Here is a 22897-nt window from a genome sequence, read left to right as displayed (position 1 = left end):
GCAAGCGCGGATGCTCAGGCTGGCAGCGAGGGGAGGTGCATCGCGTGCGGGCTTGTGTAGTGACTGGGAAACCTAGCCACTACCCCCGCAACGAGAGGTGAGACGGACCGTCGGCTCGACGGGGTGCCGGCCCCGTCGCAGTGACGGGCTCCGCTGCGCTCCACCCGAACTCCTCCCCCACCCTCAAAACCGGCTCCACACGTTCACTGACACCCTTCCAGCGTACCGCATGAACTGTGTGCGTGGACGAGGTTCAGTCAAGTATCAGCCTACAGGGCGAACCTGTCACGCGAGTTATGCATCACGGGTTCTGACTGTGTAGAGTCTGGGATCAGACATCACCACCCCGGCCCTCAACTCACCGCCGGAACTTCCCTTTCTGACTGTGCATTAAATCCCGAACGAGGAGAGTTCAGAGAATGACCAGCGTGAGTTTTTATGGGTTCGGGTACTGCGCTGATTGCGACACCACATGGGAATTCGGTCCGGTCGAAGACGGGACGATCCTCGAATCTGATCACGAGTGCGACACCGAGCAGGACAGCGAGTAGGGAATGGCCGTGAAACTGTTTGAACATCAGATTGAGGCCGTGGCCGCCATTGTGCGCGGTCTCGATATCCCGCCGGGCGGCATTCCTTTCGATGGCCTGCGCGGGCAGGTGCACGCCGCGTGTGGAACGGGGAAGACCATCATCGCGGCGGCGTCCGCGAAGCGCATTGTTCCGAAGGGCCGCATTCTCGTTCTGGTGCCGACTCTGGACCTTCTGGCGCAGACGGTGAAGGCGTGGCACGAAGCCGGGCACAAGGGGCCGGCCGTCGCGGTGTGCTCGCTCCAGGACGACCCGGAGCTGTGGAACCTGGGGGTGCGCTCCACCACGAACCCCGTGCGGCTGGCGCTGTGGCACGGCACGGGTCCGGTGACCATCTACGCGACGTACGCCAGCCTGGGTGTCCTCGCGGAGGCGTTCGAGGGCGCTTACGGCCAGCAGTTGGCCCCGATGGACCTCGCGGTGGTCGATGAGGCGCACAGGACTTCCGGGTCGATGGGTAAGGCGTGGGCGGACATCCACGACCAGACCGTCATCCCGGCGCACCGGCGGTTGTATCTCACGGCGACGCCGCGGATCTGGCAGGAGCGGCCCCCGCACTGGGAGGTTGCTGAGGGCGTGCGGGACGCGCTGCCGCAGGAGATGGCGGCGAGCATGGACGACGAGGCCGTGTTCGGGCCCGTGCTGTACAAGCTCAGCTTGGCGTCGGCCGTGTCGCGTGGGTTGCTTGCGCGGTACCAGATCATCGTCCTGGAGCTCCAGGACCCGGTCGTCACGCCCGAGCGGCTGATGGGCGAGGACCGGCACACCGAGGAAGTCCGCGGGCAGCGCCTCGGAGCCCTCCAGGCAGCGCTTCTGCACACGATGGCGCAGCACCGGCTTCAGACGTGCATCACCTTCCACCACCGGACCATTGAGGCCGCTGCGTGTGCGGAGGGCCTGGAGCGCGTCGCCAAGCGGCTGCACGCCGACCAGCCCGAGAAGTACCCGTCCGAGATCTGGGCGGACTGGCTCTGTGGCGAGCACGTCCCCGAGCGTCGGCGGGATGTCCTGGGCGAGTTCGGCTCCACCGCGCGGCGTGCCGTGCTCTCGAACTGTCGCGTCCTGGGCGAGGGCGTCGACATCCGGGCCGTCGACTCGGTCGCCCTGCTGGACCCCAAGGGGGCACCCCATGACATCGTGCAGGCCATCGGCCGCGCGCTGCGTCAGAAGCCCGGACAAGGAAAGCTCGCCTCTTTGATCGTGCCGGTATTTCTCCAGCCGGGAGAAAAGCCGGAGGACATGTTCACCTCGGGATCGTACCGGCCTTTGGTGAAGGTATTGGAAGGTCTGCGCGCTCACGACGAAGAGGCCGTCGAATTGCTGGCCATCCCGCAGGAGCCGCAGAAGGACGTGGCGCAGCCGTCCGAGTACATCGGCGCTGCCCCCGAGGACGGCGAGGAAGAATCACGGCTTCTGCTCCGTTTTGCCGCTCCTAGGGATCCAGTGATGGTCGCGGACTGGGTCAGTTTCAACGTGATCGACACCGAGCGGCAGGACTGGGCGCGCGGCTGGGCGAAGCTGAAGGCGTACGTCGAGCGGGTCGGGAACGCGAGGGTGCCGTACGGACACCGGGAGGGTGCGACACCCCTTGGGCAGTGGGTGGCGGAGCAACGGCGGGCATACGGGGCCGGGGAGATGAGCGGGCAGCGCGCGCAGCGGCTGGAGCGGCTCGGCATGGTGTGGTCGGTGGCGGATGAGCGGTTCCAAGAGAACCTGGCGGCGGCCCGCGCGTACTACGAGGAGCACTGGACACTGTGCGCACCCCGCACCGCAACGGCGCTGGACCGGCCGATCGGGCAGTGGCTGTCCAACCTCCGCCGCCCAGGTGCACTCGCTGACAAGCCCGAGTGGGAAGAGGCGTTGAGGGCGGTCGATGAGGACTGGAACCCGGAGTGGCCGGCGGAGTGGCAGCGGCACTTCGCCGCGCTGCGCGAGCTGGTACGCGAGGAAGAGAACCCGGCGGAGGTCCTGCCCGGGTTCACGCTCCACGGAATGGACGTGGGGAAGTGGCTGGCCCGGCAGCGCAAGCCGGAGGTCTGGGCGGCCCTGGCAGAGGGACAGCGCGAGCGTCTGGAGGCCGTCGGCGTCGTCCCGCTGGCACGGGAGCCAGAAGCGCCCGCGAAGTCGTCCACGGCTGCTTTGGGGGCCTTTGAACGGGGCATTGCGGCCCTGGCGCAGTACAAGGACCGTACGGGCTCTGTGGGGACTGTCAGTCGCTCTCACGTCGAGGTCTTGCCGGATGGGGCTGAGGTGAAACTGGGGGTGTTTCTCTCGAACACCAAGTCGAGGCGCGGGAAGCTCACCGCCGACAAGCTCCAGGCGCTGGCCGACCTCGGGCTGGCGTGGGCAACAGAGGAAGCGGCAGCATGATGGCCGGTCGCTGGTTTCACCTGTGCTACTGCCGTGCCGGGTGCTGGGCCTCCATGATGGTGGGATGAACTTGCCGTCCGGAGTGCCAGTGTTCAAGCTGCGGGATGCCATCGCGGAGGCGCTGTGGGCTCACGTCAAGGCCAACCGGCTGGCGGCAGTGTGCGAATACCTGGGGCTCGCCCCGCAGCAGCCAGACGAAGATCCGTACAACAGCAAGAGGTCCTATGTTCACGCCCGGCTGGAGGACAAGCCGCTACCCGATCTGATGGCGATAGCCCGTCGAGTGGTCGATGAGTATGGCGACGACGACCTGAAACAGTTGCTGGCTCAGATGGGACTGCACGGCGTCTCCGGGGAGCTGAAGAACCTCATCTTCGCCGCCGACGGCCCCAAACCGCAGATAGTGCTGCCGGACTCCATCAGCAACACCATCCGCATCGTCAAGAACGAGCAGTATTGCCTGGTGTATGACCAGCCGCTGGAAGACCGCGGGCTGAGCTGGCAGGACTTGGTCACCTGGTGGGTTCGCCAGCATCCCGAGCACTCAGGTGGCCAAACACAGGCGCGGATCTCTCTGCGGGAGCGGTTGCGGCGCTCGCTGGGCAACAACGGTGCTGAACTGCTGCTGTTCGACACCTACCTCAATCTCGGCTTCAACCTCCCGGCTCTCATTCCCCAGGTCTACCTCCACTACGACCCCTACACCATCAGCGAGTTGGGCGGGGCCAGCCGCCTTGCCCGACAGAGGATGGACTTCCTGCTGCTGATGAACCATCGGGCCCGCGCGGTCATCGAGGTCGACGGCATCCAGCACTACGCCCGCCCTGCCGGCCGCACTGTGGTGCAGGAGCCCGGCTCCGGCTGGCTTCCTGATCCTGCGCGCTACGCCTCGCTGGTGGCGGAGGACCGCGAGCTCACGCTCCAGGGCTATGAGGTCTACCGCATCGGTGGCCACGAGCTGTGCGGTGACACGGCTGCCGAGATGCTCACCGACTTCTTCGTACGTCTCCTGCGCCGCCACGGCCATGCCGACTCGAGCTGACTACCGCTGACGTATCCATACCTCTCCGCTTGCGGAACAAAGCCGGTGTATCTGAAATGCCCATTTCACTACAGTGTTGTGATGACTGAGCAGGAGAAGCTGGCTTCCCTTCAGCAGCGTAGAGCCGTATGCCCCTACCCGGACTGCGCCACTGGCACCGTGATGGACATGGTCGATCAGCGCATGATCGCTCCGGAGAGCCGCGAGTACGCGTTTGGCGACTTCGGCGACGAGGGGTCCTTGCCCGTTCACCCCCACTCCTCATGGACGCAGCAGGAATGCTGGGTGTGCCAGCTGTGCGGTCGCTCGGTCCTAGAAGTCATCGAGTGCAAGCAGACAGGCTGGGGCAAAGACAGCCGCGTCGAAGAGCTGACGCGGCTGGTGCTGTGGCCCTCTCCCCCACCCCGCGTACTGCCCCCAGACGTACCGGAGCGGATCCGCAGCGCGTACGAGGAAGCCTCACGGGCAGAAAACTCCGGCGCGGCCCGGCTCGCCGGCGTCGGGTACCGGTCGGCGGTGGAAGAGCTGTGCAAGGACCAGGGCGCCACGCATCACACCCTGCACGGAAAGATCCAGGAGCTCGCGGCCAAAGGCCTGCCTGCCGACGTCATCACGGCTCTGGACGAGACGCGAGTCGTCGGGAACGACAGTGTGCATCACGGCGTCGCGTACTCCGCCGAAGAACTCGCCGACATCGCCGAGTTGGTCGCCGAAGCCGCGGTTCTCCTCTACGTTCAGCCCGCGCAGCGACGACGCATGGCGGAATCGCGCAGAAGGCGTCACGAAGCAGCTCAGCAGAACCCGTGATGCACGCTTGCTGAAGCCGACTGCCCTACGGTTGCCCGATGGAGCAGGAGATGATCCACGAGCAGCTCATGGCCTCGGCTCAGCGCTGGGCTCAGACGGCGGTTGACGCCTACCTCGAAGAACCCGCAGACCAAGACTTCGCCGTGCACCACATGGCTGTGGCTGTAGAACACATATCCAAGTCATATCTGGCATTCATCACCATCGTGCTGCTGGCACCCGCCAAGCCTTCAGTGGACGATCTGCTGGTACTGGGCGGCGAGGAAGGCAAGACGATCAAGGGACGTGCGGGACTCCGCACCATTGGCGGTGAAGAGGCCATCAAGCGGGCCACTGGCCTGCTGGGAAACGGGTACAAGCCGCCGACGGGACTCACCGGTCTCCGGGAAGCCCGCAACGGGATCACTCACATGGGCTGGGGGCAGCCGCCCAGCGAGTGCAGGGAGCTTCTCGCGTCCGGAGTGACCTACATCGACGCTCTGCTCGCTGCTCTGTCAAAGGAGCCGAGCTGGTTCTGGGGACACCACTACGAGGCGTGCAAGGACCTCGTGGCCCAAGCGAAGACCGAGTCGGAGCTACGGTACGCGGCCAAGATCCGCCGGGCTCAGGAGCACTTCGCGAAGACGACGAGGCGCCTGTCCGACGAAGAGAAGACGGACCTCATCCGCAGCATGTCCGCTGCTCCGCTCCCCAGCCCGTGGCTTCTGTCCATCCCCTTCTCCTGCCCTGCCTGTCAGAGCTCCGCCTTCGTCAGTGGCCGGGACAAGCTCGGGGACTACGGAGATGTCTGGTTCTTCCCACGTCACTTCGGATGCCGCGTCTGCGGGCTGACGCTGGCGGGGCAGGAACTTGACCTGGCCGGGATCGAAGCTCAGTCCCTGAGTGAGGAGCCCGACCCGGACTGGGAGCCCGACTTCTGAAGAGCAGCGCGCCCATCGCGGATGACGTCTCGGGAGCTCTCACTGCCTCGGGCTGGACGCTGCATCGGCCAGCCCGGGGGTCTCATGCCTGATCCCGCGCCTCCGGCGTCCGGTCCGGCGCCGGGGGAAGGGTGAGCGTCACCTCACCTGCAGTGGTCTTGAGGGTGATGGTGGTCTCACCGCGGCCGATGGCGCGATCGATCTTCTTGATCTCTGCCCAGGTGAAGCCGAGGCGGCGGTACTTGTTCCTCTGCTTCGGCCGCATGTGCTTGATATCCTCTTTGGAGATGGTGGTCATCCCCGGGTGCCACGGCCGGGCGGGGCCGCTAGTCATTTTGGGCATGGCTCTCCCCTCTCACCCAGACCGGCGGTGCGTTGTCCGCATATTGCTCCCGCTCTCGTGGTCGAAGCTCGGTGTCCGTCGGAGGGATGAGCGCCTTGGCAGGCCACTCGGGTGGGGCCCGGACCACCTTGGGCCGTGGCTTGAGCGGGCGAGGCTGGTGGGTGGCCGCGCTCGGCTGCCGCAGGTACTCAGGGATGTCGCCGGCGACGATGCGAGCGGCACGGGCGCGTGCTGCTGCCTTCGCCGCGGCTTTCCGTGCCCGCTTGGCCTCACGAGACTCTTTCGCCATCCATGCAGCGTATGCCGCTCCCCCCGCCTGCGGAACGGGTCAGGGCGCGTCGGATCACACGGCAGTTCCCAGTGCGGCCGCTATCCGCGCGGGCGTGCAGCCGCGGCTTCGGCTTCACGGTCAAGGCTGGTGATCTCTTCCAGGTGGTCGGGCGACGCGGACGGCGCGGCAGCGGTCGTTGCCAGCGCCCAGTACGGACACTGCATCGCTGCGGCCGCGTTCGAGTCCGCGCGGGTGCCGGTGAGCCAGTCCTGGCAGGAGGGCTCCGATCACCTGCCCATCCTGGTCCAGGCCGCTTCCGCCAGCCGGTGATGACCTGTGCGCGGACGGCCGGGGGCACGCCCTGGAGCGCGCCTCGCGGGTCGCGGTCGCGCGGTTCGCGTGGCACGGCCGTGAGCGGCTTGGTCTGCTGCGGGTACGGGGAGATGCGATCGCTCTGCACGGTCTGCTGTGACCGGACGACACTCGTGACCCCGCCGCCGTGGTCCCGCCGCCGGTCCAGCTGGACGAAGACGAAATCGACGAAGCCGTGGCGCTGATCGAGGCCATGACCCGCGACGACCTCACCAGCCCGGAGTTCGCCGACCACTACACCGAGGCCCCTGCACACGGTGATCGAGGCCAAGCAGGAAGGCCGCCAGCCGCCGGAAGTCCCGGCGCCGACATCCCGGCCGGGGCAGCTGGTGGACCTGATGGCCGCGCTGCAGGAGTCCGTCAGCAAGGCCCGGGCGGCGCGCGGCGAGACGGACGTGTCCCAGGCGCTGGCGAAGCTCGCGAAGAAGGCGGCCTCCCCGACGGCTTCCTCGAGGATTGCCGGGCGCGCGGGCGGTCGGCGCGGTACGCCGACACGCTGACCTGCCGTGGTCGGGGTCATGGTCGGGGTTGGCGGCAGCGTGGTCGGTGCCGTGGTCGGTCTGGCCATCGGTGGGAGCGGTCGTCCAAGGTGGGGCGATGAGCGAGCTCCGACCCGGTGACATTACTGACGAGATGCGTCAGGCCATGGACACGGCCCTGCGGCACAGATTCCAGAACGAACTGCGCGTCCTCGCGGCCAACATCCGTGCCGACGCCGAAGGCCGGTACGCCGGCACGGAGCCCGGATGGCAGGCCGGAGTCGAGTGGACGTTGCTGTGGATCGAGAACACGGCCAGTCAACTGACCGAGGGCCGGTCGTAGGTAAGCCGGTGGGGTGAGCAGTGCTCTTGCCTGCCGTGGTCGGGCTCGTGATCGGGGCGAGGCTCAGAGCGTTTCGCCGGAGTAGTAGAAGCGGCAGCTCACACCCGGGCCGGGTGTGCGGGGTTCGCCGGGGCGCGGGTCGTACAGGGCGCGGCCCCCGGGAAACCGCCCGAGCTCGGTGACCAGGGCAACCCCGTCGTCGACTTCCACGGTCCGCCATCTGTGGATGTCCAGCAGCAGGCCGTCCAGCGGTCCGCCGACCAGTTCGGCGTAGGTCCGGTGCGGGAGCGGGCCGGGGTTGGGGTCGTCGTGGTCGTGGCCGTAGACCCGGCCGCGCAACAGCTGCTCACCGCCGTTCATCTCGTTCAGCCTTCCAGCCACCACCGACAACGCGGGCTTGCCCAGCAGCACCTTGGGCTTGCCCGCGCCGTCGGCGGAAGGCTTGTCCGGGTCAGGTGCGGAAGCGGGAGAACCAGCCGCCGCCCTTCTGCGCGGCCTGCTCGGCGTCCTGCTCCTGGCGCTCGCGTTCGTCGGCCTCAGCCTGCTGCTCGGCTGCAACAGCCCAGATCTGGCAGTCCTCGCACAGGTGCGGGTGCGTTTCGCGCGGCTGGCTCCAGTCCCGTATGTCGACCGCCGCCCATCGGTCGTCGGTGAACTTGTGCCCGCAGTCCGCGCACACGGGGCGCCGGGCTTCCCGCGCCGCGGCTTCCCGCATCTCGCGGCGCTGTTGTTCTTCTCGAGCTTCTGCGCGGCGGCGGGCGAGGGCAGCGTCCCGGCGGGGGTTGCCGATCGCGTCCAGCAGCGGCTGACGTTCGGTGCGGCCGAAGCGCCAGAAGGCGGGCCCGGCCGGGCCGTGCTCGCGCAGCAGCTCCAGCGTGGTCGCCACGATCGGGATGCGGCCGTCGTAGGAGTGGTAGCCGTCCTCGCGGTCCCATTTGCCGTGCCAGTGGGGGCGGGTGAGGTCGGCGACCTTCGCCATCTGGTTCTTGGCGGAGCGCTTGCCGACGTGGTGGAAGACGACCAGGACCGGTGGGTGCACCCGCTCGTATCCCTCCCACTCGGGTGCGGACCAGCGGGTGCGCCACATCGGCTTCTCGATGCCGTCGGTGTCCCGCTCCTTCCGCTTGAAGAACCGGGCGTACTTGTCGAACTTCGCGGCGATGAGCGCGGCGTCCTCGGTGCAGTTGTCGGCCTCGAGGAACAGCAGCGGCACCCCACCCTCCGGGGCCGTGAGGACGACGTCGGCGCGGGCGCTGCCGATCGCGGGGTTCTTCCAGGTGCCCTTCACCGGGAGTGCCACCTCGGTGGCGTAGGAGGTGATGCTGCCGATCCCGTCCGGGGCGTCGACGGCGGCCCGCGCGGCTGCCTGCGCTTCGGCCGGCTGCTCGGTGAGCCGGGCGAGGTCGGGCTTCGGGCGGATCAGCGCAATGACCGTCTCGTTCACCGTCATCGGGTGCGCGGCCCCCGAGCGGCCCGCGCTCTTGGGCATGCCGCCCATCTCCTCCGGCAGACGGTCCAGATCGATCGCCGCGGCGGCCAGCCCGGCCGCGGTGAGCAGCCGGACCTCCTCACCGCCCCGCGTACGGCCGCCGTCGACGGACAGGCCGTGACGCCGCAGATCGTTCGCCGCGCCACGGTGGGAGGCGGTGCGTGCTTCCTTTCGTGCCGACGCCGTCTTCTTCGTCGTGTGTCGGTAGGTCAGGTGCGGCGAGGCCAGCCGCTGGATCTGATCGGCCGTGGCGACCTTGAGCACTCCGAGCACGCGCAGCACGTCGCCGCGCAGGTCGTTGGTCGACCCCGCCTCGTTCGCCTTGCGCTTGCCCGCCATCAGACTCGCCCTCCCGCCGTCCGCGTCCGGCCAGCGGCCGGTCGCCCGCCCCCGGCCGTGGAGGGGACCGGACCCCCGGACCCGAGGATCTCCCTCACCACCGACAACCAACTCAGGAACAAGGGGAGAGAAGAGGGTTGTGACGATCCGGCGCGGGCCCGGAAACCCGTGGTGACAAGGGGAAATGCCAGGTGCGCGGGTGCCGGGCACGGAAGTGGCTTCGGCAGTGGGAACGCAAGCGCCGGCGGCAGGGCCTCACCAAGGCTTGCCCAGCAACCGACGTGGTGCGCGTGGCCGGGCCGGGCGGCGAGATGGTGCCGGGCGGGGCTCCAGGATCGTGGACGGGCGCGGCGGTGGGAAGGGTCGGGTCGGTCAGGTGCGGGCACGGTGTCCTCGGATTCTCCGGCCTGCTGGCCAGTTCGGTGGTCGTCCGGCCCGCACGCGGATCTGCGCACGGGTCGGGGCCACCGTGGGGAAGCACCCCTTGTCCGCAGTCTGACGGTCACCGCCGATGGGCGTCCGTTTTCGCCTTGACCAGCATCATTCCGGTCGGTTTGCCTGTGGCTGACGCCACATCGTGCGGTGCCCGGGTCAGCGGGCGGGGCGGGTGCTGGACGGCGAGGCTCCGCGCCGCCAGTCCGAGGGCTTCTGGGCGCGGTAGGTCTCGCCGCTCTCGATCCGGGCCTTGTTGCGGGCGAACTCCCGCTCGGCTGGCGACAGTTGCGCGGGCGCGCAGCCCGGGTGTCCCCAGCCGTCGGTCACCCTCGTGATGACCTCGCCCTTGCCGTAGGCCTTGAAGCAGATCGGGCAGGTGCCCGGGTACACGGCCCGGACGGAGCTGCGGGGCAGCGGCATCGACCTCTTCGCTGCCGTCTTCTTTGCGGTCGGCTTCCCGCCGCCCGCCTTCTTCTTCGCCGCCTGCGCCCGCTTGATCGCCTCGCGCTGTGCCTTGCCGGGCCGCTTCTTCGGCTGCTGCCCGCGTGCCGCCTTCGTGGCCTTCTGTGCCGGGGTCTGTCCCACGCGCGGATCGTAGAGCCGACGTCCAGCAGCCGACGCGCGCCACGCGCATCGGCCGCTGGGAGCTGCGGCGCGCGGATGCGCACCGGTGCACGCATGGCGCGATGAGTTGTGCGCGATGCATCGCACTCCTCCGCCCTCGGGCGCACCGGGTGGACTCCACTGCGCACCCGGTGCGCACCACCGTGGCGTCCACACTCCCCGGCTGGTGCGCACGATGCCAGGCACTCCCACCCGGTGGTGCGCACCGCGATACGGGAGTGCACGGCCACTATGCGCACCGCCCACCGGCCCTACGCACGGTGATGGTGCGCGGTGCGGTGGGGCGGAGAGATCTCTCCTCCGGCTGGGTGCATCGCGGGCCGGTGCGCGGCTTCGCCGGGGCGGTGGCGAGCGTGGTCAAGGAGAAACACCGAGATCCCGCACCTGGTCAAGGGTTGCATTCCGCCCGATAGAGGGGTTCGCGCGCTGGCGGCGCACCTGGATAAGGGGCGCGCATCGAGTGCACGGTATCCGATGCGCCGTCACCGTTCGTGTGCGCACCGGATGGAGTGGGACGGAAGTGGAAGCCACTTCCGTGCGCATAGTGGTGCGCACCCCACATGGAGTGGTGAGTGCAAGACATCGTCGGCGCGCGCACCGGGTGCGCACGGTGCGGTGCATCGTGCGCACCCCGAGAGAGAGTGCACGACATCGTCCGAGCGGCGCGCGGTGCGGTGGGCAGGTGCACTGCATCCGGTGCGCGCAGCGGATGCCGGGCTGTCCCGCACTCACCGCCGGCGGTGTCGGCGAGGGCGCGTGGGCCGCCACGGGTTCGGCCGGCCGCCGGGGTACTGCCGGGAGCGGCGACGGGCCGGCGGCGGCTTCGGCGCCGGGTACAGGGCCGCGCGCAGCCGGACCGCGTCGGTGAGCTGCTCCAGGCGCTCCAGGAACTCTGGCGAGAGATGCAGCGGGACCGGTTCAATCATGCGGGCCTCCGTACTCGGGTGTTGGACCCCCTGTACCCTCGCCCCTCTCCGTCATCTCCAGGGCGTGGGCGTCGGCCGCGTCCCGACAGGTGCTCCGGCGACTTCGTCACCCGTCCCGCGAGACGGAGCGCGCCGCTGGCCCGGCGTACCGGGAGCTATACGTGCTGATGCCCACGGACGTCCGGCTCGTGGGCGTCGTGGCGTCGGTCAGCTCTGTTGCATGGCCTTGAGGTCGTGCAGCGTCAGCTCGCTCGTGCCGCGGTCGGCCGCGCTGCTCTGGGTCCAGGTGAGGATCGCGGGGTGCGCCTGCTCGTACGGGGCGCCGGCTGCCGTGTTCTGGCCTTCGGTGTCGGCGACCTGGGTGAGGTAGGCGGCCAGGGCGTGCGGGCCACCGCCGTTGTAGCCGATGTTGTAACCGAGGGCGTTGCGTTGCGGCAGGATCGACAGGAGTCCCTTCTCCGTCCGGGCCCAGAACAGGCCGCGTCCGGTGATGAAGCGGCTGAAGGTGTCGTCAGGACGCAGGGCGAGCGGAGCGTAGGTCTTGTAGCTCCACTGGTCCGTGCCTCCCTCACCTACGTGCTTGAAGTGCTCGCCGACGACGGGCAGCCCGAACTCGGGGTCGTAGAAGGCCCGGCGGCACACACAGCCCGAGCCGGAGATGGCCGACGGGCTGTTGGTGTCCTCCGTGACGCACGGGTGGAACAGGGTCGGGATCGTCGACGGCTCCGCGAACATGCAGTGCATCGCGTTCGGCTCGCAGCGCTCCAGCCTGCTCAGCCACTCTTGAAAGTGAGGTGTGTGGGTCTGGGTCGCCTCGATGGACACCTCGGCGTTCAGCGACGTCGTGGCGACACCGAGGCGCGTCTCGGTGTAGAGGACGAAGTTCAGATAGCCCTTCGTCGGATCGGTCAGGTTCAGGTCGACTGGCTTGAAAGTCAACGTGGCGCTCCAATGCGGGCTGTGCTTGGTGGGCGGCGGGGTCAGGAGACGCGGTGTTCGGGGCGCAGGGTGAGGCCGCGGTTCAGGAACTGTTCGGTGTCGGCAGGCCCGAGTCCGAGGGCGCGGGAGACGGCGGCTCCTTCGTCGTCACGGCTGAAGGCGAGCAGGATCTTGCGGCTGGCGGGGTCGGCCATGGTCCGACGGGCGGCTTCGACGGTGTGGGCGACGCAACCGGTGGTGCCGTCTTCGACGATGTCCCGCCGCGTCGTGTCGTCCCAGACGTTGAGCTGGAGGCGGGCGCCCTCGGTGGAGCAGTTCTCCTTGGAGTCCGCTCCCAAGACACACCGCCCGAGCATGGCGGCGTGGGCGTGGCGCTGGAAGTAGACGGTCTTCTCCAGGAGCCGGTCGACTTCCTTCTCCAGGTTCTGGCGTGCCTTCTCGGGGCCGACGATCGCGGTCTTTGGGTCGTAGGGCTGGACCCGGATCTTCAGTGCCGACAGGCTGCGGGCGAGGTCGTCGGCGATGCTGAGCAGGCCCACCAGGTTCACGTCGCCTCGCTGCCGGGGCGGGGGCAGTGCGTCGGGGTAGCTGTCGAGGGGTTCCAGCGGTTCGTGCAGGTCGGTCAAGGGTTCCTCCCGTGCCGGTGCCAACTTCCCGATTCTCGATCCGCCCCGATCCCTAGGCAGGATGAAGGCGGAGATCGGCCACGCGCTGGCCGGTTGACATCCCCCTCAGTGGTCGCGGGCGGCTCCCCTGCCCTCGTCTGGCTGGGGCGTGTGGTGCTGCTGCTGGTCGGCAGGGCCGACTGCGTCGGTCGGCTGCTCGGGCTGCGGCCGGTCGGCGATGTCGCGGCGGCGGGCATCGGCCTCGCGTTTGTAGGCGGCGAACCGGGCGAGGTTCTCTGGCGTGCTCATCCACGTCGCCGGATCGGTCGTGCGGCCTTCCAGCAGCTCCGGCATCGCGGCCTGCTGGTGGGCGTGGACGGCGGCGGCCCGCTGCGCCGGAGTGGGGGCGGCGTCGCGGCCGGGGTGGTCGACGGCGTGCGGCGCGGCCGCCGCCTGGTCGTGGTCGCCGTGCGCGGCGGTTAACGCGGTCGCCGCCGGGGCTTCGTCGCTCGCGGGAGCGGGTGCGGAGCGGGCGGCGCGGATCGCGTTCTGCACGGCGAGGCTGGCGACCCGGGCCCGCTCGTACCGGGTCGACTCCCGGGGCGGCTTGCCGCCGGTGCCAGCAATCCACCAGCGGGCAGGCCAGGCGAAGTCGGCGGTATAGGTCAGCTGGTCCGGCGCCGGGGGCCGGCGGCCTTCCTGGGGCACGGTGAGCTGACGACCGTGGCGGGACAGGGCCCGGTCGGCGATGTAGTCGTCCAGGCCCGGCTCGAACGCGCGGCCGCGCAGGGTCTCCAGAAGGTGTCGGCGCGCTTCGGCCAGGACGTGACGGCGGGCGAAACACCGGCGCACGGTGTAGACGATGGCGGCGACGTCGACGGCGGCGAGCACCGTATCCACGAGCGGGCTCACCTGGGCGCGGATCGCGGCACCGACCGTCCGGCAGCGCTGAAGGAGTCCGTCGACCAGGCGCTGGCCGAAGCGCAGAATCGCGGACGCGCGCCACCACGCGCGCAGATGGTGCAGGGGCCGCGGGGTCTTCTTCTCCGGGCGGGTGTCCTGCGCCGCCCACCAGCCGAGCCCGTGGCGGCCGCGCTCGCCCGGCAACCGCCGGTGCTTGGCAACGTACTGGTCGGTGATGCCCTCCAGGGCGTCCTCGATCCGCTGGCGACGGGTGGACGACCAGTCGATCAGCTCCTGGTCCACCCCCGCTATCTCCATCACCGGGCGCAGGCCTGGCGTCACTTCCCGCGGCATCGTCGCCAGGCCCAGCTTCTCGCACACTTCCGTCGTCATGGTGAGCGTGTACAGCGTCCCGGCCGCCACGACATGCTGGTACAGACGGACGGTGTCCAGCGCGTACCACTCGCCGTCCGGGCGCTGCACCCGGTTCAGGATCAGGCAGTGCTCATGGAGCAGCGGGAAGCCGTCGCGGTTGTCGAAGTGACGGAACGCCGCAACGACCAGGGCAGGGGCCTTTGCACGCTGACGGCCAGAAGACCACCGGGTCTCCGCGATCTCATCCTCCAGCCAGCGCAGCACGGTGGCGATGGTCCGCTCGTGCGCCCGCTCGATGACCCGCCGGGTGTGGTCGTCTCCCAGCGCCCACAGCACGATCAGGCTCGCCTGCGCCCGGAAGACGAACTCGACAGCGAGCAGCGGGATCTGTTTCCGCTTCTCGACCTCTTCGATTGGCTGCCCGAGAGCGGTCTCCGACCGGGCCGCCTCGGGATCGGCGCCATCGTCCAGGCGCTCACGCTCCATCCGGTCGGCGTCCGGGCTCCGGCCCTCGCCGAACATCAGCTCCATCTGCCGCTGCGTCACCGTCTCCCCAGCGCTGAGCCCGAGCGCGGGCAGACCGCGGCCCATCCACACCCCGGGCGGGAGCCCGGCTTCCTCCTGAGCATCCTTCAGCAGCCTGCGGGCCGGACGGCGACTGTCCCCGAAGGCCACACCCCGCACGTAGTACCGCCAGGCGTTCCGCCTCTGAACCTTCTCGACACTAATCATCCCCACAGGGGACACTGCCTCTGACCTGCGGAAAAGCGCGATCCCGTGGGGCGGGACAGTTCCCCGGAACTTCACGGCCGATCCCGCACGGTGGGCGCTGGCGGAGGCGTCGCGCCCGCCTGGCGAACACCGTCTTGCGCACGCACGGCCCCTACAGAGGCCATGCAAATGCTGCGCGCACCCGGCCACCCACGCCTCACACACCCCAACGACCGACAGCAATTGCCCGAGCACGCTCTCGACGCTACGCCGACCAACCTCGGCCGCCCGGGCCACCACCGCTCCGGTACTCAGCTTGTCACCGGTTGTTAGAGCAACGGCTATAAGGAGCCTCACGGGTAGGTAGGGTGATCTGGTGGACTGTGTCTTCCCTCCTCGAGGCCCAGCACCAGGCCGGGAACGGAGGTGAGGGCGCGTTGCGGATTCCGGCACGTCGGGCCATGGAGCACGCCAAATCGCTCGGCGGCCGCCTGGTTGACCTGACGCGGCGTGAGCCGCGCGGCCGCAGTCAGGTGTGCCCCTGGGATCTGGTGGTGGCCATTGGCCAGGAACCCGGGGACCGGGCAGCGGCGGCCTGGGTTGTCGCGGACGAGATCATGCTCGCTCGGACAGACCTGGACACCCTCGCCTATAGACTGTGGCGTGAGGCCGCGCTGACCGGTAGGAAATTGGTCGGCAAGGACCGGGAGCACGTTCTGTCCCTCGCGGCTCCGGTCTTCGAGGCCAACGACACCACAGGCGTGACCGGCTACATAGGTGAGTGGCTCTGGTACCTCTCCACACGGGATCTCGCCCCCGAACCCGGGCGAAGCGTGGAGATCCTCGATCCACCTTCGTCGACGGTGACCGACAGCGGCCCGGACGGGCTGATCATTCACCGTGTGGAGAACAGTGCGCTTGGGTTCGTGTTCCGATTGTGGGAGATGAAGAAGTTCACTGGTACCGCGGCCAAGCCGAGCGACACCATCCGCGGCGCCTGGCAACAGCTGAACGACAACGGTGCAAAGTACCTGAGCCAGATGGCGTGGGGCGCACGGCTCCTTGCTCCGGACACCCGAGTGTTCGTCAGCTCTCTGACGCGACAGTGGGTGTACGCCCAGGAATCGGGGAACGGTGGTGTCAGCCTGGCGCTGAACGCGGCGGATACCCCGGAGACGGCGTTCGAGCGGTCCCACAAGCACTTCACCACCCACACCCATGCCGGGGCGCTGCAGGGTCTGGTGTTGGCGGTCGACGATCTTGAGGACTTCGCCAAGGACGTGAGGGAGTACGCGTGGAGCGCACTCTAGATCCAGACGTGCTCGCGTCGGCGCTCGGTGAGTACCGGCCGGGTGGTGTGCTCCCCAGCGCGGAGGACCTGCTGGCGAGGATGACCGAGATGGAGGTCGCCGCGTTCCGCGGTGAGCGGGATATCACCGACGAGGTGCTCGGCACGGCGTGGTACCTGCATGGGCTCGCCGCGCTCGATCCGGAGGTACCCGGGTTCGACGCGGGGCGCATCCGGCAGGCATTCGCGGTCAGCGCGCACCTACTGGACCTCGCCCTAGGCGATAGCCGGCGAACGCTCGCCGACAGGCTTCAGATCGCCTTCGCTGCTCAGGCGGGGTACCGGCGCAGTGAGCAGGACCCGAACGCCACCGCGGTCTACCGGCAGGTGCGTGACCTCGTGGACTACAGCAGCGCGCTCCGCGTTCACATCGGCACCCTGGCGGTGGAGGCCGGGGTGGTCTTTCTCGGCTTCGATCGGTCGGTGCTGTCGCGAGCGCTGCGGGCGTGGCGGCGGCAATTCAGGGAGCTGCGGCAGGTCATGCGCCGCGAGTCGCTGACGGGCACCATGTATGGGCCGGCCGAGGCGGTCGTGGATGCAATCTTCCGCCTCTATCAGTTCTTGGCTTTTGGGGAGGAACAGAACTTCACCGCGGCGCAGCGGCTGCTCGAGGACGTGATGCACGAGCGGGCAGGCCGCGGCGACCGGCTGGCAAGGTGGGTGGCCGCGCACCTCCTCGACCTCAGCACGGAGATGGCGGCCAGCAGCCTGTACTCGCTGCTACCCCCGGGGACACCCCCCGCGGTTGCCCGCAGCTTCGCGCTGTCGCACCCGCCGGTGATGACCCTATGGCCGCCGCAGCGCCAGCTGCTGAGGCTGGAGCGAGGGAACCCGGTCGACCCATCGACGCCGCGCAGCCTAATCAGTGTGCCGACCAGCGCGGGCAAGACGCTGATGGCCCAGCTGGTGATCTGCTCTCACCTGGCGCAGCGGCCTGGTCGGGTGGTGTACGTGTCGCCGATGCGCAGCCTCGGGCGGGAGATGCGCTCGGCCCTGCGAGGCCGGCTGCGCCTACTGGAACGCCGTTTGGCCGCAGAGCAGCCAGACTTTCCGTTGTCCTCCGAGCGGGAGCCGGAAGGCGGAGATGTGGAAATCGTGACGCCGGAGCGGCTCATGCACATGATCCGCAGTGACTCCGAGGCCACGCTGGACGGCGTCGGGCTGATCGTGGTGGATGAAGCCCACCATCTCGCCCAGGGCAGACGCGGCTTCGTCCTAGAGAGCCTGCTCGCGCTCCTGCGGGCAAGCACCAGTGACGTCCGGCTGGTGCTGCTGTCTGCGGCGGTCGATAACCGGGGCGACATCGCCTCGTGGCTCGATCCGGAGCGGCCCGCACACGAGGTGTACTTCACCGACACCTGGCGGGGCCCGCGACGCCTGCACGGGCTTCTCTACCCGCAGCTGATCGAGGATCAGGCCGAGCTGAACCGCCGCTCGCCGACAGCGAATCAACCCTCCCGCTGGCTCGCCACTGTGCCGGTCGCAGCCCGCCTGGATGTCCGGCCGACCGCCGCTTCCACGATTGCACGCCTGACCACCGGCGAGGTGGGAAGGCGGAGGTTCGCCTCCGGCTACCGGAACGAGTGGAACTCCCGGACCCGCCTATCGGGGGGCATCGCGGACTACAAGGTCTTCGCTGCCGGCGCCGCGTCGCTCACCTCAGCCGGCAGTGTCCTGATGGTCGTCGGCACCAAGAAGGAGGCCCGCAACACCGCGCTCGCCATCGCCGAACACCTCGCCGACCGGCCCGCAGCGGCCGTGCTGTCCGAGTACCTGGCAGACACCCTTGGGCCGGAGCACCCGCTGGTTCGCTGCACCCGCCGAGGTGTCGCCTACCACCACGGAGACCTCCCCGACGACGTCCTCCAAGCCGTCGAAAACGCCTTGCGGAACGACCAACTTGTAGCGATCGCCAGCACCAGCACCCTCACCGACGGCGTCAACCTGCCCGTGCGCACGGTCATCGTTCACAGCAAGGTCCAGGGTGACTACCTCGCCTACGACAACCAGCGCGCCCTGACCCCAGCCGAGCTCGTCAACGCGATCGGCCGCGCGGGGCGGGCCGGACGAGAGAGCGAGGGATGGATTCTCCTGACCCGCCCCTACCCGCCCAGGCCACCCGAGTTCAACACCCTTACCCCCGACACGGAGCAGCTCAAGGTCGTCTCCGCGCTACTGACCACCGAAGCCCTGGCCGCTCTCGCCGAAGCCGAGGACAAGATGCGCGAGGCAGCTGACGGCGTCTTCGCCCTGGCGGACAGCATCGTCGCGGACTTCGCCGCGTTTGTGTGGCTCGTCCTGCAGACTCACGCCACGACACCAGTCCTGGACGGCAATCCCCTCGACGCCGTTCAGTCGCTCTTCGCAATGACCCAGACCGACCACGAGCAGGTCACCAGCCGGTGGCTCGGCCTCGCAGGTCGGGTGGCAGAGGCTCACGAAGCCACTGACACCGACCTGGCTGGCCGCTGGTCCAGCACCGGCACCAGCCTCGGATCAGCCCGCCACCTCGACCAGCTCGCCCAGCACCTGGCGCACCAGCTCGCCCAGCAGTCAGGTGAAGACGATACCCCGACCGAGGGTGAGGTGTGGTTCAGCGAACCGGAGGAGTGGACGCTGGAAAGCACACTCGCCTTCCTCACCCAGCAGCAGGTCTTCGAGCGCCTCCTCGAACTGCCCGAGGTTGCCGGTACCTGGCGCTTCACCACGAAAGAGGTCAAGGGCACGCAGGTGGGCGTCCCGCTCGCCACCGCGATCCAGGACTGGATCTCCGGCAGCGGCATCCCCGCCCTGGCCCGCTCGTGGCTGCCCGGTGTCCCCGCCGAGTGGGCGCTCGAGCAAGCGGTGCGCAACATCAGCAGCGGCTTCGAACACGCCCTGAGCTGGGTCACCGGCGCCCTAATCAACCTGGTCAATACCAGCCCCCTGCTGTCTCCCACCACTCCCCGGCTGAACACGCACACGGCCTGGCACATCCGACACGGCGTCGACACCGAGCAGGCCCTGGCCCTGCTCACCTCCGGCATCGCCTCCCGCCGTCTGGCTCACGTCGCCGGCCGGGAAGCCGCCGACCAGCGGTATCGGCCAGCAGACCTACGCCACTGGCTCGCGGGGCAGCACATCGACGGGTGGACCGACCGGTACCAGGCGAACGAGTACGAGATCGACGACCTCCTCGACTACGTCCGCTCTCCCTCGAACCTGGTCAACGAGCTGCTCGACGACCGCACCGTGACCATCCCCCTGGTCCGGCTGGTGCCTGGCGCAGCTGCCGGTCCGGTCGTGATCGCTCCACCGAGCGCAACGAACCCGCTGATCCGAGTCGGTCGCGACAAGCGGCGCCTGGGCACGGTGCCGGCCGACCGGCACCTCGATGTGCTCGCGATGCTCGACAGTGGCCTCGACCTTGCCCACCGCCTCCAGGACGGCCAGCTCGTCACCACCCGGCGCAGCCGGTAGACCGCCGGCACATCGTCAGCTGCTGGCGTACTCCCTGACGGTGATCTCCAATTCGGTGAGGGTTTCCGCGGCCGAGCTGAGGCCGAGGATCTCCAGCATCGACACGCAGTCGGCGGCGTAGCGGCCCAGCGCCACGATCAGGTCGAAGAACGCGCCCTGGTCGCGGCCGAACAGATCGACCAGGAGTTCGGCCACCTGTCGTGTGTCCTGGGCGTGGAGGGCGCGGAGGAGTTCGAGCAACGGGATGTCGCTGCCTGGGTTCCGGCGGGCGGCGGCGAGTTCGTCCAGGAGTTGCTCGGTGGAGACCTTCTTGTGCTCGGCGAGAACGGCCGTCAGATCGTGAGCGCAGATCGCGGTGCCGATCGCGAGGAACTCCAGTCGGCGCATGCCGCCTTCATCCGCGTCGGCTCGCGCGGCTCGGCTGACGACCTTGCAGTCGGCTGCGTCGATGCGCCGGGCTGGTGTGGGCTGGTCGGCAGCAGCATGGGAAGCCTGCAGTAGTTCCATCACCATCATGTGGTCAGCGGTCATGGCAGCATCCTTCCGCGGGCGGCGATGACGCGGGGTAGAACGTCGAAAACCCGCTCGTGGTGCTGGGGTCCATCCGGTCCGGTGTCCAGAAATGAGGTGTCGGTGTTCCACGGGCGAGTGGTTCTCGCCGTCGAGAAGACATCGTGAGCCGGTCGTCACGAGCCGCAGTCGGTACCCGCGTGACACTGGAATCGAGGCGTTGTTGAACCACAATGAGGACGCGCTGAAGCCCCGGGGTGTCGTAGCTGATTCCCCGGGGCTATACCGCGTTGGCGGGTCAGAGGTTGTGCTGGAGCCACCACTCGATCCACCAGAAGCCGAAGCCCGCGGCGCCGGTGCCGAAGCCGTAGCAGGCTCCGCGCAGCATGTGGGTAGCGATGGGTCGCCGATGTCGGGCCACCCAATGTGTGAGTCGGCCGGTCCGCAGCTTCCTCCCCGAGCGCTCTTCCTTGAAGCTACTCAGCACTGAGGTGCTCCTCTCTGCGGGATGCCTCGTGCGAGGCCCTCTCGGCCCGTTGGCCTCGGAACCGAGGCTTCCAAGAAGTGGGATTCATACGCTGTGGGAGGTCAGTGGCGGCCGGCGAAGGCGATCAGCCGGTCAGCGAGTTGCTGGTCGGGGTGGACGACGAGGCCACCGTCTTCGCGTTCTGCGAGCCGTTCGACTTCCGCGTCGAGGTCAGCTGTCGGGGCGGCACGAGTACCGTCGTGGCGGGAGACGTACTGTTCGAAGGTCTTGAAGAACAGGTCGTCCAACCTGTCGGCCTCTTCCTGGGGAGCGTCGTACTGGTAGTTCTGGTCGCGTTCGCGCTGGGCCTGGAGCAGCCAGTGCATCGCTTCGCGGTCCTCGCCCTGGCCGATGTGGTGCAGGTGGAGGCAGTAGGCGGCGCCGCGGACATCGGCTCCTGCCGCCAGTTCCCACCAGAACTGGGCGCTGGCGGGGTGGCCGGTGAGGTAGAGCAGGCAAGCGAAGATCTGGGCGCCGTGCACGTTCAGGGTTGTATCGCCGCGACTGGGGGTGGACTCGTTCAGCTGGTCGACGAGCTGGTCGACGTGAGCGGCTGCGTCGTGGCGGCTGAGCCACCAGCGGGCAACGGCGTTCAGTCGGTTCTGAGCGCGGCCAGGCTCGGGGCCCGGCAGGACGTAGCCGGCTTCCTGAGCCAGACGGCGCAGGCCGGCGGCGGCATCGAAGCGGTGCTCGTGGAGCGGCGGGGCTGCCTCGGTGAGAAGTGTGTCGATGTCGGTCATGAGCCCCTCCTCTTGTTGCGGTTCTTCCGGTTCGGCTTTTCGGTCTTCTTCTGAACGTGTCGGCTCAGTGCCTGGATCAGCCGCTCGCGTCCCTTGCGGCAGTGGTGGTCGACGGTGCTGGGGACGATGCCCATGTACCAGGCGATGTCCTTGGTGTCCTTCTTCATCCAGTACCGAAGGACGATGGCGTCGAACTGTTTCGGGGGCAGCTTGGCGAGCGCCTGGTGGACTCGGTTGTCGCTGTTGATGAGCCGGGCCTGGGCGCCCATCAGAGCTTGGGATATGACGACCCTTCGCACGATGGCCCAGGTCTGCTGCTGATGGTTCTTTCCCTCGATCCGGTCCCAGAGCCTGAGGGTCTCCAGGAACGCGCGGTGGACGGCTTCTTCGGCAGCCTGAGGGGTCTTCAAGTGGGCCAGGGCGTACTGGTGATACGCCTCCTGGTTGCAGATGTAGTGCCTCTCGAACTCCAGGGGGAGCGAGAGAGGGACCCTTACGGAAGGGCTCCCCTCCTCATACGAGTCGTTCACGAGGGTCCTCTTCTTTGAAGACATGGGCAGGGAAGGCGCCCGGGTGGGGGCCTCGGGTGCTTGAGCACTACTTAAGTGGTCTTGACCCGGAAAAACGCATGTGCTCCCCAAAGAGATCACCACGAGCCATCGGTGCATCGCACCACGTGATCATGCATACCACTCAGTAACGGTCCATGAGCTGAGAGTTTGCAATTTCGCATGGTGGGCGAGACTGAACGAGAGGCGTCACGCAGTGGTGCACCTCACAGCTCAGGCCAGGGGGCGCTCGCGCACCCACGCGCCCCCTGGGGCACTCGCGCGGGTGAAATCACGCTCTTATGCCTTCAACCACCCACGGGAACCGGTACATCGACCCCACCACCCGGACCGGTAAGACAGCGGGAGCGCGACCACCGCCCTGGCAGCGCGGTCGCGACACTCCCCCTTCGATCCCCCACCACTGAATTCGAACAGACATATCATTCTGGTCATGGCCAGAACCGACTTCCCCGCGGACCTCCTCGCCGCCCAAGAGGAACTGCACCAGGTCACCGCCGCGCTGGCGACGCTGTACGAACGTCTCCCCTGGTCCGTCGAACCCCACGACGGCTTCAACGACGGCGACACGTGGCGCCCACGGCAGCGCCCCGCGACCAAGGGCTGGTCGCAGGAGGACCGGGAGGAATTGCGACGGCTCCAGGACCGGCGGCTGGAGCTGACCACCATCGTGGCAACACACGAATTCTGGACCACCTTGGAAGGCCCGGACCGTGTCACCGCGCGGATGAATCTCAAGCACGCCCACGACACACCCACTGTCGACTCGCCAGCCGCGTAGCGGCGACGGGGAACTTCGCAGACGCCCACATCTTTCGGCCCTGGCCGTACGCGCTCGCGACACGGATCACACCCACTTCGA

The 22897-nt window shown here is 68.4% G+C and carries 21 protein-coding genes; 10 read left to right on the top strand and 11 right to left on the bottom strand.

The window, feature by feature from the left end:
• The first annotated feature begins 554 nt into the window (after positions 1 to 554).
• From NMK44_RS40400 to NMK44_RS40385, 4 genes are all read left to right on the top strand, one after another.
• On the top strand, positions 555 to 2960 hold the full coding sequence (locus NMK44_RS40400) for a DEAD/DEAH box helicase (protein WP_254752940.1): 2406 nt from the start codon (positions 555 to 557) through the stop codon (positions 2958 to 2960).
• Positions 2961 to 3024: 64 nt separating this feature from the next.
• The gene (locus tag NMK44_RS40395) at positions 3025 to 4002 is read left to right on the top strand and encodes a putative endonuclease domain-containing protein (RefSeq protein WP_254752938.1); all 978 of its coding nucleotides are present in this window, start codon (positions 3025 to 3027) and stop codon (positions 4000 to 4002) included.
• An 81-nt stretch (positions 4003 to 4083) separates the two neighbouring features.
• The gene (locus NMK44_RS40390) at positions 4084 to 4809 is read left to right on the top strand and encodes a DUF4145 domain-containing protein (protein WP_254752936.1); all 726 of its coding nucleotides are present in this window, start codon (positions 4084 to 4086) and stop codon (positions 4807 to 4809) included.
• 38 nt (positions 4810 to 4847) lie between these two features.
• Entirely contained in the window at positions 4848 to 5729 is an 882-nt protein-coding gene (locus NMK44_RS40385; RefSeq protein ID WP_254752934.1) for a hypothetical protein, read from the top strand.
• A gap of 82 nt (positions 5730 to 5811) precedes the next feature.
• Here the strand turns inward: NMK44_RS40385 and NMK44_RS40380 are convergent, their stop codons facing one another.
• Positions 5812 to 6027: a hypothetical protein gene (locus tag NMK44_RS40380; protein ID WP_254752932.1), complete on the bottom strand. Its 216-nt coding sequence runs from the start codon at positions 6025 to 6027 to the stop codon at positions 5812 to 5814.
• A 463-nt stretch (positions 6028 to 6490) separates the two neighbouring features.
• Here NMK44_RS40380 and NMK44_RS40375 point away from each other — a divergent pair, with 463 nt between their 5' ends.
• The 3 genes from NMK44_RS40375 (at position 6491) to NMK44_RS40365 (ending at position 7537) form a co-directional block, all read left to right on the top strand.
• Positions 6491 to 6673, top strand: a complete 183-nt coding sequence (locus NMK44_RS40375) for a hypothetical protein (protein WP_254752930.1) — start codon at positions 6491 to 6493, stop codon at positions 6671 to 6673.
• Positions 6674 to 6972: 299 nt separating this feature from the next.
• The gene (locus NMK44_RS40370; protein ID WP_254752928.1) at positions 6973 to 7215 is read left to right on the top strand and encodes a hypothetical protein; all 243 of its coding nucleotides are present in this window, start codon (positions 6973 to 6975) and stop codon (positions 7213 to 7215) included.
• A gap of 97 nt (positions 7216 to 7312) precedes the next feature.
• On the top strand, positions 7313 to 7537 hold the full coding sequence (locus NMK44_RS40365) for a hypothetical protein (protein ID WP_254752926.1): 225 nt from the start codon (positions 7313 to 7315) through the stop codon (positions 7535 to 7537).
• A gap of 63 nt (positions 7538 to 7600) precedes the next feature.
• On the opposite strand, the gene NMK44_RS40360 is transcribed toward NMK44_RS40365, so the two are convergent.
• The 7 genes from NMK44_RS40360 to mobF form a co-directional block, all read right to left on the bottom strand.
• Positions 7601 to 7897, bottom strand: coding sequence for a hypothetical protein (locus NMK44_RS40360; RefSeq protein ID WP_254752924.1), 297 nt, complete (start codon positions 7895 to 7897; stop codon positions 7601 to 7603).
• Positions 7898 to 7988: 91 nt separating this feature from the next.
• The gene (locus tag NMK44_RS40355; protein WP_254752922.1) at positions 7989 to 9365 is read right to left on the bottom strand and encodes a replication-relaxation family protein; all 1377 of its coding nucleotides are present in this window, start codon (positions 9363 to 9365) and stop codon (positions 7989 to 7991) included.
• Positions 9366 to 9956: 591 nt separating this feature from the next.
• Entirely contained in the window at positions 9957 to 10385 is a 429-nt protein-coding gene (locus NMK44_RS40350) for a hypothetical protein (RefSeq protein WP_254752920.1), read from the bottom strand.
• 767 nt (positions 10386 to 11152) lie between these two features.
• A complete protein-coding gene (locus NMK44_RS40345; protein ID WP_254752918.1) occupies positions 11153 to 11350 on the bottom strand; it encodes a hypothetical protein in 198 nt (65 codons plus the stop codon).
• Positions 11351 to 11557: 207 nt separating this feature from the next.
• Complete coding sequence (locus tag NMK44_RS40340) at positions 11558 to 12289, bottom strand: hypothetical protein (RefSeq protein ID WP_254752917.1); 732 nt, start codon at positions 12287 to 12289, stop codon at positions 11558 to 11560.
• Between the two features lie 41 nt (positions 12290 to 12330).
• The gene (locus NMK44_RS40335; RefSeq protein ID WP_254752915.1) at positions 12331 to 12915 is read right to left on the bottom strand and encodes a hypothetical protein; all 585 of its coding nucleotides are present in this window, start codon (positions 12913 to 12915) and stop codon (positions 12331 to 12333) included.
• 105 nt (positions 12916 to 13020) lie between these two features.
• Complete coding sequence (mobF, locus tag NMK44_RS40330; protein WP_254752913.1) at positions 13021 to 14904, bottom strand: MobF family relaxase; 1884 nt, start codon at positions 14902 to 14904, stop codon at positions 13021 to 13023.
• Positions 14905 to 15344: 440 nt separating this feature from the next.
• Here mobF and NMK44_RS40325 point away from each other — a divergent pair, with 440 nt between their 5' ends.
• Positions 15345 to 16193, top strand: coding sequence for a hypothetical protein (locus tag NMK44_RS40325; RefSeq protein ID WP_254752911.1), 849 nt, complete (start codon positions 15345 to 15347; stop codon positions 16191 to 16193).
• Positions 16178 to 19690 (top strand): DEAD/DEAH box helicase, encoded by a 3513-nt coding sequence (locus NMK44_RS40320; protein WP_254752909.1) that lies wholly within the window; start codon positions 16178 to 16180, stop codon positions 19688 to 19690. Before NMK44_RS40325 ends, NMK44_RS40320 begins: the two co-directional genes overlap by 16 nt.
• Before the next feature lie 15 nt (positions 19691 to 19705).
• Here the strand turns inward: NMK44_RS40320 and NMK44_RS40315 are convergent, their stop codons facing one another.
• From NMK44_RS40315 to NMK44_RS40305, 3 genes are all read right to left on the bottom strand, one after another.
• Positions 19706 to 20221: a hypothetical protein gene (locus tag NMK44_RS40315; RefSeq protein ID WP_254752907.1), complete on the bottom strand. Its 516-nt coding sequence runs from the start codon at positions 20219 to 20221 to the stop codon at positions 19706 to 19708.
• A 567-nt stretch (positions 20222 to 20788) separates the two neighbouring features.
• A complete protein-coding gene (locus NMK44_RS40310) occupies positions 20789 to 21466 on the bottom strand; it encodes a hypothetical protein (RefSeq protein WP_254752905.1) in 678 nt (225 codons plus the stop codon).
• Entirely contained in the window at positions 21463 to 21996 is a 534-nt protein-coding gene (locus NMK44_RS40305; RefSeq protein WP_254752903.1) for an RNA polymerase sigma factor, read from the bottom strand. The genes NMK44_RS40310 and NMK44_RS40305 overlap by 4 nt, the downstream gene beginning before the upstream one ends.
• Positions 21997 to 22468: 472 nt before the next feature.
• Between NMK44_RS40305 and NMK44_RS40300 the strand changes: the two genes are divergently transcribed.
• Positions 22469 to 22816, top strand: a complete 348-nt coding sequence (locus NMK44_RS40300) for a DUF8825 domain-containing protein (protein ID WP_254752901.1) — start codon at positions 22469 to 22471, stop codon at positions 22814 to 22816.
• Positions 22817 to 22897 lie beyond the last annotated feature (81 nt).

Source organism: Streptomyces cucumeris (genome assembly GCF_024295805.1).
GTDB lineage: Bacteria > Actinomycetota > Actinomycetes > Streptomycetales > Streptomycetaceae > Streptomyces > Streptomyces cucumeris.
This window is presented reverse-complemented; position numbering and strand designations above follow the sequence as displayed.